Source organism: Streptomyces sp. NPDC041814 (assembly GCF_055590565.1).
This window is the reverse complement of sequence record NZ_JBVJAM010000006.1, coordinates 335,129-349,612: the sequence shown is the minus strand read 5'-3', so window position 1 is coordinate 349,612 and position 14,484 is coordinate 335,129. Positions and strand designations below refer to the sequence as shown.

At 71.8% G+C, this 14,484-nt stretch carries 16 protein-coding genes; 11 read left to right on the top strand and 5 right to left on the bottom strand.

Going from position 1 to position 14,484, the window contains the following annotated elements:
* Positions 1–6: 6 nt before the first annotated feature.
* Genes deoC through ACZ6C6_RS18305 form a run of 3 tightly spaced genes read left to right on the top strand, consistent with a single transcriptional unit; the run spans position 7 to position 3,291 of the window.
* The gene (gene deoC / locus ACZ6C6_RS18315; protein WP_469204036.1) at positions 7–954 is read left to right on the top strand and encodes a deoxyribose-phosphate aldolase; all 948 of its coding nucleotides are present in this window, start codon (positions 7–9) and stop codon (positions 952–954) included.
* 5 nt (positions 955–959) lie between these two features.
* Positions 960–2,399: an aldehyde dehydrogenase family protein gene (locus tag ACZ6C6_RS18310; RefSeq protein ID WP_469203880.1), complete on the top strand. Its 1,440-nt coding sequence runs from the start codon at positions 960–962 to the stop codon at positions 2,397–2,399.
* Positions 2,389–3,291, top strand: a complete 903-nt coding sequence (locus tag ACZ6C6_RS18305; protein WP_469203878.1) for an aldehyde dehydrogenase family protein — start codon at positions 2,389–2,391, stop codon at positions 3,289–3,291. Before ACZ6C6_RS18310 ends, ACZ6C6_RS18305 begins: the two co-directional genes overlap by 11 nt.
* A gap of 69 nt (positions 3,292–3,360) precedes the next feature.
* On the opposite strand, the gene ACZ6C6_RS18300 is transcribed toward ACZ6C6_RS18305, so the two are convergent.
* Complete coding sequence (locus tag ACZ6C6_RS18300) at positions 3,361–3,777, bottom strand: hypothetical protein (RefSeq protein WP_073964293.1); 417 nt, start codon at positions 3,775–3,777, stop codon at positions 3,361–3,363.
* Between the two features lie 177 nt (positions 3,778–3,954).
* Here ACZ6C6_RS18300 and ACZ6C6_RS18295 point away from each other — a divergent pair, with 177 nt between their 5' ends.
* Complete coding sequence (locus ACZ6C6_RS18295; protein ID WP_469204034.1) at positions 3,955–4,548, top strand: ATP-binding protein; 594 nt, start codon at positions 3,955–3,957, stop codon at positions 4,546–4,548.
* 237 nt (positions 4,549–4,785) lie between these two features.
* On the opposite strand, the gene ACZ6C6_RS18290 is transcribed toward ACZ6C6_RS18295, so the two are convergent.
* Complete coding sequence (locus tag ACZ6C6_RS18290; protein WP_469203876.1) at positions 4,786–5,532, bottom strand: SigE family RNA polymerase sigma factor; 747 nt, start codon at positions 5,530–5,532, stop codon at positions 4,786–4,788.
* A 212-nt stretch (positions 5,533–5,744) separates the two neighbouring features.
* Between ACZ6C6_RS18290 and afsQ1 the strand changes: the two genes are divergently transcribed.
* The 5 genes from afsQ1 (at position 5,745) to ACZ6C6_RS18265 (ending at position 9,510) form a co-directional block, all read left to right on the top strand.
* On the top strand, positions 5,745–6,422 hold the full coding sequence (gene afsQ1 / locus ACZ6C6_RS18285; RefSeq protein ID WP_199563647.1) for a two-component system response regulator AfsQ1: 678 nt from the start codon (positions 5,745–5,747) through the stop codon (positions 6,420–6,422).
* Entirely contained in the window at positions 6,419–7,960 is a 1,542-nt protein-coding gene (locus ACZ6C6_RS18280) for an ATP-binding protein (RefSeq protein WP_469203874.1), read from the top strand. The genes afsQ1 and ACZ6C6_RS18280 overlap by 4 nt, the downstream gene beginning before the upstream one ends.
* Positions 7,957–8,568, top strand: coding sequence for a hypothetical protein (locus ACZ6C6_RS18275; RefSeq protein ID WP_469203873.1), 612 nt, complete (start codon positions 7,957–7,959; stop codon positions 8,566–8,568). Before ACZ6C6_RS18280 ends, ACZ6C6_RS18275 begins: the two co-directional genes overlap by 4 nt.
* An 81-nt stretch (positions 8,569–8,649) precedes the next feature.
* On the top strand, positions 8,650–9,216 hold the full coding sequence (locus ACZ6C6_RS18270; protein ID WP_469203871.1) for a VanZ family protein: 567 nt from the start codon (positions 8,650–8,652) through the stop codon (positions 9,214–9,216).
* Between the two features lie 90 nt (positions 9,217–9,306).
* Entirely contained in the window at positions 9,307–9,510 is a 204-nt protein-coding gene (locus ACZ6C6_RS18265) for a PspC domain-containing protein (protein WP_469203869.1), read from the top strand.
* 74 nt (positions 9,511–9,584) lie between these two features.
* Here the strand turns inward: ACZ6C6_RS18265 and ACZ6C6_RS18260 are convergent, their stop codons facing one another.
* Positions 9,585–9,899: a hypothetical protein gene (locus ACZ6C6_RS18260; protein ID WP_469203867.1), complete on the bottom strand. Its 315-nt coding sequence runs from the start codon at positions 9,897–9,899 to the stop codon at positions 9,585–9,587.
* Positions 9,900–10,033: 134 nt separating this feature from the next.
* Positions 10,034–11,188, bottom strand: a complete 1,155-nt coding sequence (locus tag ACZ6C6_RS18255; RefSeq protein WP_469203865.1) for an adenosine deaminase — start codon at positions 11,186–11,188, stop codon at positions 10,034–10,036.
* A gap of 222 nt (positions 11,189–11,410) precedes the next feature.
* Between ACZ6C6_RS18255 and ACZ6C6_RS18250 the strand changes: the two genes are divergently transcribed.
* The gene (locus tag ACZ6C6_RS18250; protein ID WP_469204032.1) at positions 11,411–12,088 is read left to right on the top strand and encodes an alpha/beta hydrolase; all 678 of its coding nucleotides are present in this window, start codon (positions 11,411–11,413) and stop codon (positions 12,086–12,088) included.
* Between the two features lie 20 nt (positions 12,089–12,108).
* Here ACZ6C6_RS18250 and ACZ6C6_RS18245 read toward each other — a convergent pair whose 3' ends face one another.
* A complete protein-coding gene (locus tag ACZ6C6_RS18245; RefSeq protein ID WP_469203863.1) occupies positions 12,109–13,062 on the bottom strand; it encodes a LysR family transcriptional regulator in 954 nt (317 codons plus the stop codon).
* Positions 13,063–13,125: 63 nt separating this feature from the next.
* On the opposite strand from ACZ6C6_RS18245, the gene ACZ6C6_RS18240 reads away from it, so the two are divergent.
* Positions 13,126–14,424: an MFS transporter gene (locus tag ACZ6C6_RS18240; RefSeq protein ID WP_469203861.1), complete on the top strand. Its 1,299-nt coding sequence runs from the start codon at positions 13,126–13,128 to the stop codon at positions 14,422–14,424.
* Positions 14,425–14,484 lie beyond the last annotated feature (60 nt).

Sequence of the window (14,484 nt, the reverse complement as noted above, 5' to 3'; positions counted from 1 at the left end):
GTGACCATGCCCACCACCCTCCCCGCATTCGCCGACGCGACGGCGTCCGACAGTGCGCTGCGCCGCTTCCTGCACGGGCTGCCCGGCGTCGACCCGGTCGGCCTCGAAGCACGCGCCGCGGCCCTCGGAACCAGGTCGGTCAAGACGACGGCCAAGGCGTACGCCATCGACCTCGCGATCTCGATGATCGACCTGACGACGCTGGAAGGCGCGGACACCCCCGGCAAGGTCCGGGCCCTCGCCGCCAAGGCCGTCAACCCCGATCCCACCGACCGCACGACGCCGCGCACCGCCGCGGTCTGCGTCTACCCCGACATGGCGGCCACCGCGGCCGCCGCCCTGGCCGGCTCCGGCGTGAAGGTGGCGTCCGTGGCGACGGCCTTCCCCGCCGGGCGCGCCGCGCTCGACGTGAAGCTCGCGGACGTCCGGGACGCCGTGGCGGCCGGGGCCGACGAGATCGACATGGTGATCGACCGGGGCGCGTTCCTGGCCGGCCGCTATCTGAAGGTCTACGAGGAGATCCTCGCCGTGAAGGCGGAGTGCGGGTCCGCCCGGCTCAAGGTGATCTTCGAGACCGGTGAGCTGTCCACGTACGACAACATCCGGCGGGCCTCCTGGCTCGGGATGCTGGCCGGCGCGGACTTCATCAAGACCTCGACCGGCAAGGTGGCGGTGAACGCCACGCCCGCGAACACCCTGCTGATGCTGGAGGCGGTGCGCGACTTCCGCGCGCAGACCGGCGTCCAGATCGGCGTGAAGCCGGCCGGCGGCATCCGCACCTCGAAGGACGCGATCAAGTTCCTCGTGCTGGTCAACGAGACGGCGGGCGAGGACTGGCTGGACAACCACTGGTTCCGCTTCGGCGCCTCCAGCCTGCTGAACGACCTGCTGATGCAGCGCCAGAAGCTCAGCACCGGCCGTTACTCCGGCCCCGATTACGTGACGGTGGACTGATACCCATGGCATCCGCATTCGAGTACGCACCGGCGCCGGAGTCCCGTTCCGTCGTCGACATCGCCCCCTCGTACGGCCTGTTCATCGACGGTGAGTTCACCGACGCGGCCGACGGCAAGGTCTTCAAGACGGTCAGCCCGTCCTCCGAGGAGGTGCTGTCCGAGGTCGCCCGGGCCGGTGCCGACGACGTGGACCGGGCCGTGCGGGCGGCCCGCCGCGCGTTCGAGAAGTGGTCGGCGCTGCCCGGCTCCGAGCGCGCCAAGTACCTGTTCCGGATCGCCCGGATCATCCAGGAGCGCAGCCGCGAGCTGGCCGTCCTGGAGACCCTGGACAACGGCAAGCCGATCAAGGAGACCCGCGACGCGGACCTCCCGCTGGTCGCCGCGCACTTCTTCTACTACGCGGGCTGGGCCGACAAGCTGGACCACGCGGGCTACGGCCCGGACCCGCGCCCGCTGGGTGTGGCCGGACAGGTCATCCCGTGGAACTTCCCGCTGCTGATGCTCGCGTGGAAGATCGCCCCGGCGCTCGCCACGGGCAACACGGTCGTCCTGAAGCCCGCCGAGACGACGCCGCTGTCCGCGCTGTTCTTCGCGGACATCTGCCGCCAGGCGGGCCTGCCGAAGGGTGTCGTGAACATCCTGACGGGGTACGGCGACGCGGGCCAGGCGCTCGTGGAGCACGGGAACGTCGACAAGGTGGCGTTCACGGGTTCGACCGCCGTCGGCAAGGCCATCGCCCGGAGCGTCGCGGGGACGGACAAGAAGGTCACGCTGGAGCTGGGCGGCAAGGGCGCCAACATCGTCTTCGACGACGCCCCGGTCGACCAGGCCGTCGAGGGCATCGTCACCGGCATCTTCTTCAACCAGGGCCAGGTCTGCTGCGCGGGCTCCCGCCTCCTGGTCCAGGAATCGATCCAGGACGAGCTGCTGGACGCGCTGAAGCGCCGCCTGTCCACGCTGCGGCTGGGCGACCCGCTGGACAAGAACACGGACATCGGCGCCATCAACTCCTCGGAGCAGCTGGCCCGGATCACCGCACTGGTGGAGACCGGCGAGGCGGAGGGCGCGGAGCGCTGGAGCGCCCCGTGCGAACTCCCTTCGACCGGTTACTGGTTCGCCCCGACGCTGTTCACGAACGTCACCCAGGCGCACACCATCGCCCGCGACGAGATCTTCGGTCCGGTGCTCTCGGTGCTGTCGTTCCGAACGCCGGACGAGGCGGTCGCCAAGGCGAACAACAGCCAGTACGGCCTGTCGGCCGGCATCTGGACGGAGAAGGGCTCGCGCATCCTCGCGGTGGCGAACAAGCTCCGGGCGGGCGTCGTCTGGGCCAACACGTTCAACAAGTTCGACCCGACCTCGCCGTTCGGCGGTTACAAGGAGTCGGGCTACGGCCGCGAAGGCGGCCGTCACGGCCTGGAGGCGTACCTCGATGTCCGATAACCGTCTGAGCGTCTTCAAGACCTACAAGCTGTACGTCGGGGGCAAGTTCCCCCGCTCCGAGAGCGGCCGGGTGTACGAGGTGACGGACTCGAAGGGCAAGTGGCTGGCGAACGCGCCCCAGTCCTCCCGCAAGGACGCGCGCGACGCGGTCGTGGCCGCCCGCAAGGCGTTCGGCGGCTGGTCCGGCGCGACCGCGTACAACCGCGGCCAGATCCTCTACCGCGTCGCGGAGATGCTGGAGGGCCGCCGCGAGCAGTTCGTGCGCGAGGTGGCCGAGGCGGAGGGCCTGTCGAAGTCCAAGGCGGCGGCCGTCGTGGACGCGGCGGTGGACCGCTGGGTCTGGTACGCGGGCTGGACGGACAAGATCGCCCAGGTCGTGGGCGGCGCGAACCCGGTCGCGGGCCCGTTCTTCAACCTCTCGACGCCCGAACCGACCGGTGTGGTCACGGTCCTGGCGCCGCAGGAGTCCTCGTTCCTCGGCCTGGTCTCGGTGATCGCCCCGGTGATCGCCGCCGGCAACACCGTGGTCGTGGTGGCCTCCGCGAAGGCACCGCTGCCCGCGCTGTCGCTGGGCGAGGTGCTGGCCACCTCCGACCTGCCGGGCGGTGTGGTCAACGTCCTGTCGGGGAAGACCGCGGAGATCGCGGCGCCGCTCGCCGCCCACCAGGACGTGAACGGCATCGACCTGACGGGGGCGGACGCGGAGCTGGCGAAGGAGCTGGAGATCGCGGCGGCCGACAACCTGAAGCGCGTGAGCCGTCCACAGGCTGTGGACGGCGCTGCGGCCGACTGGACGGCCGACCCGGGTACGCACCGCCTGACGGCGTTCCTGGAGACCAAGACGGTCTGGCACCCGACGGGTGCGCTGGGCGCGTCGGGCTCCTCGTACTGACCGCACACGGCGACGGCCCGTTCCCGGAGGCGCCTCCGGGAACGGGCCGTCCCATGTGCCGGCCGGACCTCAGCCGCGCAGCCCCTCCACGACCGGGCCCACGACGGGCAGGTCCTTGATGGCGCCGCCGCTCGTCAGCGGGTCGGTGACCAGGGCGGTGGAGAGCGGCTTGAAGTCGGCGACCTGGGTGCCCACCGCGTTGTCCAGCGGGTCCGTACCGGTGCCGGCCAGCGGGTCGAGCCGCAGGTGCGTGACGGGCGCGACGCTGTGCTCCAGCGACTGTCCGAGCGCCCCGGTGACCGCACCGCCGGCTGCCTCGGTGGCCTCCGCGAGGCCGACGTCGGCCCCGGTCTCCTGGACGACGGGCAGCGGGGCGGCCTGCGCCGCCGCACCCCCCGCGCCGAGCGCGGCGCCGACCGCGGTGACGGTCAGACCTGCGCGCAGCAGGGTGCGGCGCCGGGACTTGGAAAGTGCGTGACGTGCCATGGATTTCCCACCTGATCGGGACGATCGGACCATCGGTCGTGTAATCGACCGAATGCAAAGAGTAGTTGAGGTGTGATGCGCGATACCAACAGGACCTCCGGGGGGTCCCACGTGCGGGTCAATGCCTCACACTCGTGTCCTGTGAGTTCCCAAGCGCTTTCGACCCGCGTCGTCCTGTTGACGGGCCCCTCCGGCTCCGGCAAGTCGTCCCTCGCCGCCCGCACCGGCCTCCCGGTGCTGCGGCTGGACGACTTCTACAAGGAGGCCGGCGACCCGACCCTGCCGCTGGTCGCCGGCAGTACGGACATCGACTGGGACTCCCCGGGCTCCTGGGACGCCGACGCGGCCGTCACCGCGATCACGGAGCTCTGCCGGACCGGCCGCACCGACGTCCCGGTGTACGACATCTCCACCAGCTCCCGCACCGGGCACGAGGTCCTGCACACCGGGCGCACGCCGCTCTTCGTGGCCGAGGGCATCTTCGCGGCCGACATCATCGACCGCTGCCAGTCCCTGGGCCTCCTGGCCGACGCCCTCTGCCTGCGCGGCCGCCCCTCCACGACCTTCCGCCGCCGCCTCCTGCGCGACCTCCGCGAAGGCCGCAAGTCGGTGCCGTTCCTGCTGCGGCGAGGGTGGCGCCTGATGCGTACGGAGCGCCGCATCGTGGCCCGCCACGTGGCGCTGGGCGCGCACGCGTGCGCCAAGCCGGAGGCGCTGGGCCGCCTGGCGGCGGCGGCCGCGGGGCGGTGCCGTTTGCCGGCGACCCGGTAAGCCCTCCGCCGGTTTCGGTTTCGTGGGCTCCGCCCCCGAGCCCCCGCTCCTCGATCGCCGGACGGGCTTGAAATGAAAAACGCCGCGGGGCCGGACAGGACCCCCCGGCCCGTCCGACCCCGCAGCTTCCCCGTATCCCCGTTGTCCCCGAGATACCCCCGTATCCCTCGGGCTCCCCGCTTCCCCCGTGACACCACCGCGTCCCCCGCCGCGGCAGCGCCCCCGTTCCCCCAGCCTTCAGGCCACCAGCTCGCCGAAGGACTCCTCCTCGTCACGGCCGAAGCTGAGGACCTCGTCCTCGCGCAGCCGGCGGAGCGACCGCCAGATGCTCGACTTCACCGTGCCGACACTGATGTCGAGGATGGACGCGATCTCGGGGTCCGTACGACCCTCGTAGTACCGCAGGACGAGCATCGTGCGCTGCAGCTCGGGAAGGCGCGCCAGCGCCTGCCAGAGAACGGCGCGCAGCTCCGTACCGCGCATCGCGTCCGTGTCGCCCGCCGTCTCCGGCAGCTCCTCGGTCGGGTATTCGTTCAGCTTGCGCCTGCGCCAGGCACTGATGTGCAGATTGGTCATCGTGCGGCGCAGGTAACCGCCGACAGCAGCCTTGTCGCTGATGCGGTCCCAGGCCCGGTACGTCGAGAAGAGGGCGCTCTGGAGCAGGTCCTCGGCCTCGAACCGGTCACCGGTCAGGTGGTAGGCGGTGGCGTACAGGGAGGCGCGGCGCTCCCGGACGTAGGCCGTGAACGCCGCTTCGGCGTCCCCGGACCGCTCCGGTGACTTCCGCTCCCCCGAGTCCTCCCCGTACGTGCTTCCCCCGTTGCCCCCCGCGTCAACCACCGTCATGAATGACGTGTGCTGACGCCCGGCGCCTCGAACGCACCCCCGTCCGTTCACTGCGGCGCCGGACTTCTCGGTGTTCCGCCCGACATCGTGGAGACGCGTGACAACTGCGCTTGCGTTGATGCTGTGAGTTGCGTTCATCTCGCGCCCCCCATCGGTGGAGTCCGTCCGTTCCTTGTGCCAACGAGCTTGCCGGGGCAGTTTCATGGGGCTGTCCGCCGACTGTCACAGGGCTGTCACAGGGCCCGGCGGGGTCACGAATCCGTGCTTCCGGATGCATGAGGGACGTATGGGGCACGCATCAGGGGGGACCAACTGTCGAACTGGGGCGCCCCATGGGTCAGAATGACCAAGTGCCTTTCCTGTTGCTGATCGAGGACGACGACGCCATCCGCACGGCCCTCGAACTCTCGCTGTCACGCCAGGGCCACCGTGTGGCCACCGCGGCGACGGGAGAGGACGGCCTCAACCTGCTGCGCGAGCAGCGCCCCGACCTGGTCGTGCTGGATGTGATGCTGCCCGGGATCGACGGTTTCGAGGTGTGCCGGCGCATCCGCCGCACCGACCAGCTGCCGATCATCCTGCTGACCGCCCGCAGCGACGACATCGACGTCGTGGTGGGTCTGGAGTCCGGCGCCGACGACTACGTGGTCAAGCCCGTGCAGGGGCGGGTGCTCGACGCCCGTATCCGCGCGGTGCTGCGCCGCGGCGAACGGGAGTCGACCGACTCCGCGACGTTCGGGAACGTGGTGATCGACCGCTCCGCCATGACCGTCACCAAGAACGGCGAGGACCTGCAGCTCACGCCGACCGAGCTGCGCCTCCTGCTCGAACTGAGCCGCCGGCCCGGCCAGGCCCTGTCCCGGCAGCAGCTCCTGCGCCTGGTCTGGGAGCACGACTACCTGGGCGATTCCCGGCTGGTCGACGCCTGTGTCCAGCGGCTGCGCGCCAAGGTGGAGGACATCCCGTCCTCGCCGACCCTGATCCGTACGGTCCGGGGCGTGGGTTACCGGCTGGACTCGCCGCAGTGAGCACGGCTGTGCGGCGGGGCCTGCGCGCCGGGCTCCGCTGGACCAGCCTGCGCCTGCGGCTCGTCATCGTCTTCGGTCTCGTCGCGCTGACCGCCGCCGTGTCGGCCTCCGGCATCGCGTACTGGCTCAACCGCGAGGCCGTGCTGACGCGTACGCAGGACGCGGCGCTCGGGGACTTCCGCCAGGAGATGCAGACCCGGGCGGCCTCGCTGCCGCTGCGCCCCACCAAGGAGGACCTGCAGACGGCCGCCGTGCAGATGGCGAGCAGCAGCCCCGGCTACAGCGTGCTCCTGATCGACGAGCGCGACCCCGGCAAGCCGATCGTCGGCAACAGCGACCTGGACACCTTCACCCGCGACAACGTACCGCTGTCGTTGCAGGAGCAGGTGGACAGCAAGCAGCCGGTCAAGGCGGGCAACAAGTACGAGTACCACCTCTTCTGGCAGCGCACCTCGATACGCGGCACGCCGTATCTCGTCGCGGGTACGAAGATCATCGGTGGCGGGCCGACCGGCTACATGCTGAAGTCGCTCGACCAGGAGCGGCAGGACCTGAGCTCGCTCGCCTGGTCGCTGGGGATCGCCACGGCGCTCGCCCTGGTCGGCTCGGCGCTGCTCGCGCAGGCGGCGGCGACGACCGTGCTGCGGCCGGTGCAGCGGCTCGGGGACGCGGCCCGCAAGCTCGGCGAGGGCAAGCTCGACACCCGGCTCGTGGTGTCCGGCACCGATGAACTGGCCGACCTGTCGCGGACGTTCAACCGGACCGCCAGCTCGCTGGAGAAGAAGGTCGCGGACATGAGCGCCCGCGAGGAGGCCAGCCGCCGCTTCGTCGCCGACATGTCGCACGAGCTGCGTACGCCGCTGACGGCGCTCACCGCGGTCACGGAGGTGCTGGAGGACGAGGTCGACAGCCTCGACCCGATGATCGCCCCCGCGGTGAACCTGGTGGTCAGCGAGACCCGCCGGCTGAACGACCTCGTGGAGAACCTGATGGAGGTGACCCGCTTCGACGCGGGCACCGCCCGCCTCGTCCTCGACAACGTGGACGTCGCCGACCAGGTGACCGCCTGCATCGACGCCCGCGCCTGGCTGGACGCGGTCGAGCTGGACGCCGAGCGCGGCATGATGGTCCGCCTCGACCCGCGCCGGCTCGACGTGATCCTGGCCAACCTGATCGGCAACGCGCTCAAGCACGGCGGTTCGCCGGTACGGGTGTCGGTGCGCATCGAGGGCGAGGAGCTGGTCATCGAGGTCCGGGACCACGGCCCCGGCATCCCCGAGGACGTCCTGCCGCACGTCTTCGACCGGTTCTACAAGGCGAGCGCCTCCAGGCCGCGTTCGGACGGCAGCGGACTCGGGCTCTCCATCGCCATGGAGAACGCGCACATCCACAACGGCGACATCACCGCCCGCAACTCCCCCGACGGCGACGGCGCGATCTTCGTGCTGCGCCTGCCGCGTGACCCCGGGGAGCCGGGCCGTCCCGCCGGGGACCACGACGCACCGATACCGGACCACCAGGAGGACGACGCGACGTGAGGCGCAGCGAACGCCGGGGACCCCGAACCGCCGCCGCCCTGGCAGGTGCCGCACTCTGTGCCGTACTGGCGGCGGGCTGCGGCATCCGTACGACCTCGGTGCCGGTGGACGCCGGTGCCGCCCCGTCCCGGGTGCCGTGCGCGATGCCCGCCGAGGACGCCGCGGCCCAGGCCGGGCGGGGCATCCCGGTGCAGGTGTACCTGGTCTGTGCCGCGCAGCTGGTGACGGTGGACCGGGCGGTGCGGGTCCAGGGGGCCGAGTCGGACCGGACGGCGGTCGCCGCGGAGCTGCTGGACGAGTTGCGCAGGCAGCCCACGGCGGGGGAACGGCAGGCGGGCTTCTCCACCGACGTTCCCCGGAGGCTCCGGGTATTCGGCCCCCGCTTCGGCGACGCGAAGGACGTGCTGCGGCTCAACGAGCAGCCGGAGGACCTGCCTGCCGAGGCCCTGGCCCAGGTCGTCTGCACCTTCGCTGACAGCGAGGCCCTGACCCCTGGCGACACGGTGTCGCTGGGCGGCCCCGGCGACTACCCGGCCCGCGGCTACCTCTGCACGGCGGAGACGAAGGCGAGCCCGACGGCGGTGCCGAGCACGGCGGGCGTGCCGTAGGCGGCCCCGGGGATCCGTCGTGAGGCAGGTCTCCCCAGGTCCGGCGGAACCGATCCTGCCGCCGCCCGCGTCTAGGGCATCGTGCGTCAAGGTACGGACGGCCGGGCCGTCATCCGCTTCCGCGCGGTCGGGGTGTCGATGCTCCTCGCGCATCTCCTGCTCGTCGGGTGGCTCACCCTGCGTCCGCTGGACGTGCCGTGGATGAACGCCGCCAACCTCTCACCGTTCGCCGGTATCAGGGCCGATCTGTCGCTCGGCCCCGCCGCCGCGTTCCGCCGGATCGGCGGCGGGCTGCTGCTCCTGGCGCCCCTGGGCGTGCTGCTCCCGATGGCCGGGGGCAGGCTGTACGTGCACCCGTGGCTCTCGCTGGCCCGTACGGTCGCGGCCGGCTCCCTGATCTCGCTCGCCATCGAGCTGGGGCAGACCGGGGTGCCCGGCCAGGTGGTGGACGTGGACTCGCTGTTCCTGAACACGGCGGGCGTCGCCCTCGCCCACGTCCTGGTGGTGCCCGCGTGCCGGGCGCGCCTGCGGCGGCGCGGCGGACCGGCGGGGACGCGTGTGGTGTCGCGACGGGGGCACGAGGTCTCTCAGGGTTCGATCCCTCAGGGTTCGACCCCGACGATTTCCGGGGTCGGGATGGCCCCGTAGAGCGATGCTTCGTCCGTTTCGTCGCGGGACGATGGATGCATCGGGAGCACAACGGACTGCTCCCCGCAACGGTTCGCGAAGGAGCCCACCATGGCCGCACTTGCCCGCCCCCGTGACGGACGCATGCTCGGCGGAGTGTGCGCAGCGCTGGCGCGGCGTTTCGGCACGTCGGCGAGGACCATGCGCATCATCTTCCTGGTCTCGTGCCTGCTGCCGGGCCCGCAGTTCCTGCTCTACCTGGCGCTGTGGCTGCTGCTGCCCCAGGAGGGGCCGTCGCCCTCGGCCGCCTGGTAGCCGTTCCCCGTACACATGCCGGTGGGCGGGCACCCGCTCGGGGTGCCCGCCCACCGGCGTCTTTCGGCTTCGGCTCAGCCGCCGAGCGGCAGACCGTTGGCGGACAGGCCGCTGGTGCTCAGACCGCCGGCCGGCATGCCGCCGAGGAGGCCCTTGACGGGGGTGGTGGCGTCGCCGACGAGCTTGGTCTGGCTGGTGCCGAGGAGCTGGTCGGCGGTGTCCTTGACCGGCAGCGTCGAGGTGGCGTCGGCCACGGCACCGGCGACGGGAAGGACGCTGGTCGCGGTCTCCAGCGGCAGCGCGGAGGCGGACGCGGTGCCGGCGGCGGCAGCGGCGAAAGCGGCGCCGAGAGCGGCGACACCGAGAGTCCTGGCGGCAGACTGCTTCATATGACATTCATCCTTGGGGAAGGGGATGTGAGCGGCTATGCAACGTAGTCAGCCGCGCCCCGGATCCGCAAACATGCGACACCAGGGAAAACGGCCGGGAAATCCTTTCCCCGGCCGTTTTCCGTACGCTTCCGTCAGCCGGCGAGCGAGGAGGAAACGCTGGTCGCAGCGGTCTGCTCGAAAAGCCATTCGGACTTCAGCTCGGCATAGCCGGGCTTGATGACGTCGTTGATCATCGCCAGACGTTCATCGAAAGGAATGAACGCCGACTTCATTCCATTGACGGTGAACCACTGCATGTCATCGAGCGTGTATCCGAATGCCTCGGTCAGCTTCTCGAATTCCTGGCTCATGGTGGTGCCGCTCATCAGCCGGTTGTCGGTATTGACGGTGGCCCGGAAGTGCAGCTTGCGGAGCAGCCCGATGGGGTGCTCCGCGTACGAGGAAGCGGCCCCGGTCTGGAGGTTGGACGTCGGGCACATCTCCAGCGGGATGCGCTTGTCCCGGACGTACGAGGCGAGCCGCCCCAGCTTCACGGAGCCGTCCTCCGCGACCTCGATGTCGTCGATGATGCGGACCCCGTGCCCGAGCCGGTCGGCGCCGCACCACTGGATGGCCTGCCAGATCGACGGCAGTCCGAACGCCTCGCCCGCGTGGATCGTGAAGTGGTTGTTCTCGCGCTTGAGGTACTCGAAGGCGTCCAGGTGCCGGGTGGGCGGGAATCCCGCCTCGGCGCCCGCGATGTCGAAGCCGACGACGCCCTGGTCCCGGTAGCGGTTGGCGAGTTCGGCGATCTCCAGGGAGCGCGCGGCGTGCCGCATGGCGGTGAGCAGGGCGCCGACGCGGATGCGGTTGCCGTCCTGCCGGGCCCGCCGCTCGCCCTCGCGGAACCCCTCATTGACGGCCTCGACCACCTCTTCGAGGGTCAGCCCGGCCTCCAGGTGCTGCTCGGGGGCGTACCGCACCTCGGCGTAGACGACCCCGTCGGCGGCCAGGTCCTCGGCGCACTCGGCGGCGACCCGGACCAGCGCGTCACGGGTCTGCATGACCGCGCAGGTGTGGGCGAACGTCTCCAGATACCGCTCCAGCGAACCGGAGTCGGCCGCCTCCCGGAACCAGATGCCGAGTTTGTCGGGCTCGGTCTCGGGAAGCGTGTCGTAACCGATCGCCGCCGCGAGGTCGACGATCGTTCCGGGGCGCAGACCGCCATCGAGATGGTCGTGCAGAAGGACCTTGGGGGCACGCCGGATCTGGTCCGGGCCGGGCACGTGGAGGGTCGGGCTCATCATCCAGGCACTGTAGCGCCTACGCGCGTAGAGCGGGCTTGTCGTTGCATAACGGAACGGTCGAGCCTTCCCGCGCGCCGCTGCGTAACAGACCCCGCGAACAGGGGTGGCGGAGGCACGCTCGTCTGACACTGTTACGTCATGGCACAGCGCGCACTCCCCCAGCCCGCGGCACGGCTGGGACGGGCCGTCGGAGCGGCGGCCGGAGCAACAACGGTCGGCGGCGTGGTCCTGCTGCTCCCGGACGGCGAGCCCCACTCGAACCGCCGCCCCTCCTCCCTCTCCCACGCCCGCCTGCTCCCGCTGGCCCGCGCCCTGGCCCACGCGGGCCGCACCGACGGCCTCACCGCCCATGTGGTGCGCTACCGCTGCCGCGGCTGGAACGAGGACGACGCCCATCTCGCGGCGGACGCGGAGTGGGCGGTGAAGGAGGCCGTACGCCGCTACGGCGACGTCCCCCTCTGCCTGGCCGGCCACGGCATGGGCGCCCGGGCGGCCCTCCGCGCGGGCGGTCACCCGGCGGTCGGCGCGGTCCTGGCGATGGCCCCCTGGCTCCCCGGCGACCCGGCCGCCGACCCCGAACCGGTCAAACACCTGGTCGGCCGCCCCGTCCTGCTGGTCCACGGCACCAACGACACGCGCTGCGCACCGGAGTTGTCCTTCCGGCTGGCCGAACGCGCCAAGAAGGCCAACCGCGACACCTGCCGCTTCGAGGTCCACTCGGACGGGCACGGGCTGCGCCAGCACCGCTCGGAGGTCGCCGCCCTGGCCGCCGACTTCGTACGCGGCACGCTGTTCGGCCACGCGTACGCCCGCCCGGTGACGGACGCGCTGGCGGCACCACCGCCGCTGGGGCTGCGGATGCCGCTGGCGGTGGGGTTCGGGGAGTCGTTGGGGGGCTGAGGGCCCCGCGTGCGGTCCCCTCACCCCGGCAGCAGACTCCCCCGCCTCCCCAGCAGGAACTTCTTGAACGCCGCCACCGGGGCGGTGTCCGGGTGCCCGTCCAGCCAGGCCACCCCGATCTCGCGCGCCGCTCTCGGCGCCGTCACCGTCAGTTCCACCACGCCGGGGCGGGCCACCGCCGGAGGGGGCAGCAGTGCTACGCCCAGGCCCGCCGCCACCAGGCCGCGCAGGGTCTCCGCCTCCTCGCCCTCGAAGGCGACGCGGGGGACGAAGCCGGCCGCCGCGCAGAGGTCGTCCGTGATGCGGCGGAGGCCGTAGCCGGGTTCCAGGGTGACGAAGGTTTCGTCGGCCGCTTCGGCCAGGCGGATGCGGCGGCGGGTGGCGAGGGGGTGGTCCTCGGGGACGACCAGGCGGAGGCGTTGTTCGTCGAGGCGGCGGGTGACCAGGTCGGGGGCGTCCGGGACCGGGGAGGTGAGGCAGAGGTCGAGGCCGCCGGCGCGGAGGCGTTCGATCATGGCCTCGCCGTAGTTCTGGACGAGTTGGAAGCGGACCCGGGGGTGGTCGGCCCGGAAGGCGCGGATGAGGGCGGGGACGGTTTCGGAGCCCATCGTGTGGAGGAAGCCGAAGGCCACCTTGCCCGCGGTGGGGTCGGCGTCGGCGCGTACCGAGTCGGCGGCCTTCTCCACCTCGGCGAGGGCGCGTTCGGCCGAGCCGAGGAAGGTGCGGCCGGCGGGGGTCAGGGAGACCGTGCGGCCCTTGCGCGCGAACAGGGCGACGCCCAGGTCGTCCTCCAGCCGCACCATCGCGCGCGAGAGCGTGGACTGCGGGACGCCCAGCTCCTGCGCGGCGCGGGTGACGTGCTCGTGGCGGGCGACCGCCTCGAAGTACGCGAGGCGCGGTGCGAGGACCGCGCGGATGTCTTCTTCGTAACTGCTCGGTGACAGCCGGGGCTGTGAGCTGCGTTGATGCACCATGGGATTGATTATTCGCTGTTTGTGCATTGGACGCATGAATCCGGGGCGGCCTACCGTCGTCGCATGCCTCCCGCCAGTACCGGGGCGTCCACCCTCGTCGTGGCCGCCTCGACCCAGCCGTCCCCCGTCACCGACACCACCGACCGGCTCGCGCCCGGGCGCCCCGGCTACCGCCGGATGAGCTTCGCCCTCTTCGCCGCCGGTGTCGCGACCTTCGCGCTCCTCTACTCCACGCAGGCGCTGCTGCCCGCCGTCTCCGCGTCCTTCGGCGCGACGGCCGGGCAGGCGAGCTGGACGGTGTCCGCCGCGACCGGGGCGCTGGCGCTGTGCGTGCTTCCGCTGAGCGCGCTGTCCGAGCGGTTCGGGCGGCGGCAGATGATGACCGCCTCACTGGTGATCGCGGTGACGGTCGGCCTGTTCGTCCCGTTCGCCCCCTCGCTGGGCTGGCTGATCGCGCTGCGCGCGGTCCAGGGCGCCGCGCTCGCCGGACTGCCCGCCTCCGCGATGGCGTACCTGGCGGAGGAGGTGCGGCCCAAGGCGCTCGTCGCCGCGATCGGGCTGTTCGTGGCCGGGAACAGCATCGGCGGGATGAGCGGCCGCATCCTCACCGGCTGGGTCGCGCAGCTGTGGGGCTGGCGGGCGGCGCTCGGCGCGGTCGGGCTGCTGGCCGTGGCCTGCGCGGTCGTCTTCCACTTCATGATCCCGCGCGCCCGCCACTTCACCCCGGGCACGCTGAATCCCAAGGCCCTCGCGCGTACGGTCGGTTCGCACCTCGCCAACCCGCTGCTGCGGCGGCTGTACGCGATCGGCGCGCTGTTCATGACGGTGTTCGGCGCGGTGTACACGGTCATCGGATACCGGCTCGTGGAGGCCCCGTTCAACCTGCCGCAGGGCATCGTGGGGTCGATCTTCCTGGTGTACCTGGTCGGTACGGTCTCCTCCGCGGCCGCCGGACGGCTGGTCGCCCGGCTGGGGCGGCGGGGCGCGCTGTACTTGGCCGTCTCCACCACGGCCGCGGGTCTGCTGCTCTCGCTGGGCGACACGCTGGCCGCCGTGCTCCTCGGCCTGGTGCTGATCACGGCCGGGTTCTTCGCCGGGCACGCGGTCGCCTCGTCCTCGGTGAGCCGTACGGCGACGACGGGCCGCGCCCAGGCGTCGGCGCTGTACCAGTCGGCGTACTACCTCGGTTCCAGCGCGGGCGGCACGCTCGGCGCGGTGGCCTTCCACACCGGCGGCTGGGCGGGCACGGTCGTGCTGGGGCTGCTCGCGGTCCTCGGCGTCGTGTCCATCACGCTGTACGGGACGCGGGCCGCCCGCGCCGAACGGCTGCGGCCCGCCGCCGCGGTGCCCGTACAGAACTGAGACATTCGGCGCACAACCTGTCGCTCCCCTTCGCGCGTCTAGCAGGCGGAATCACCGCAG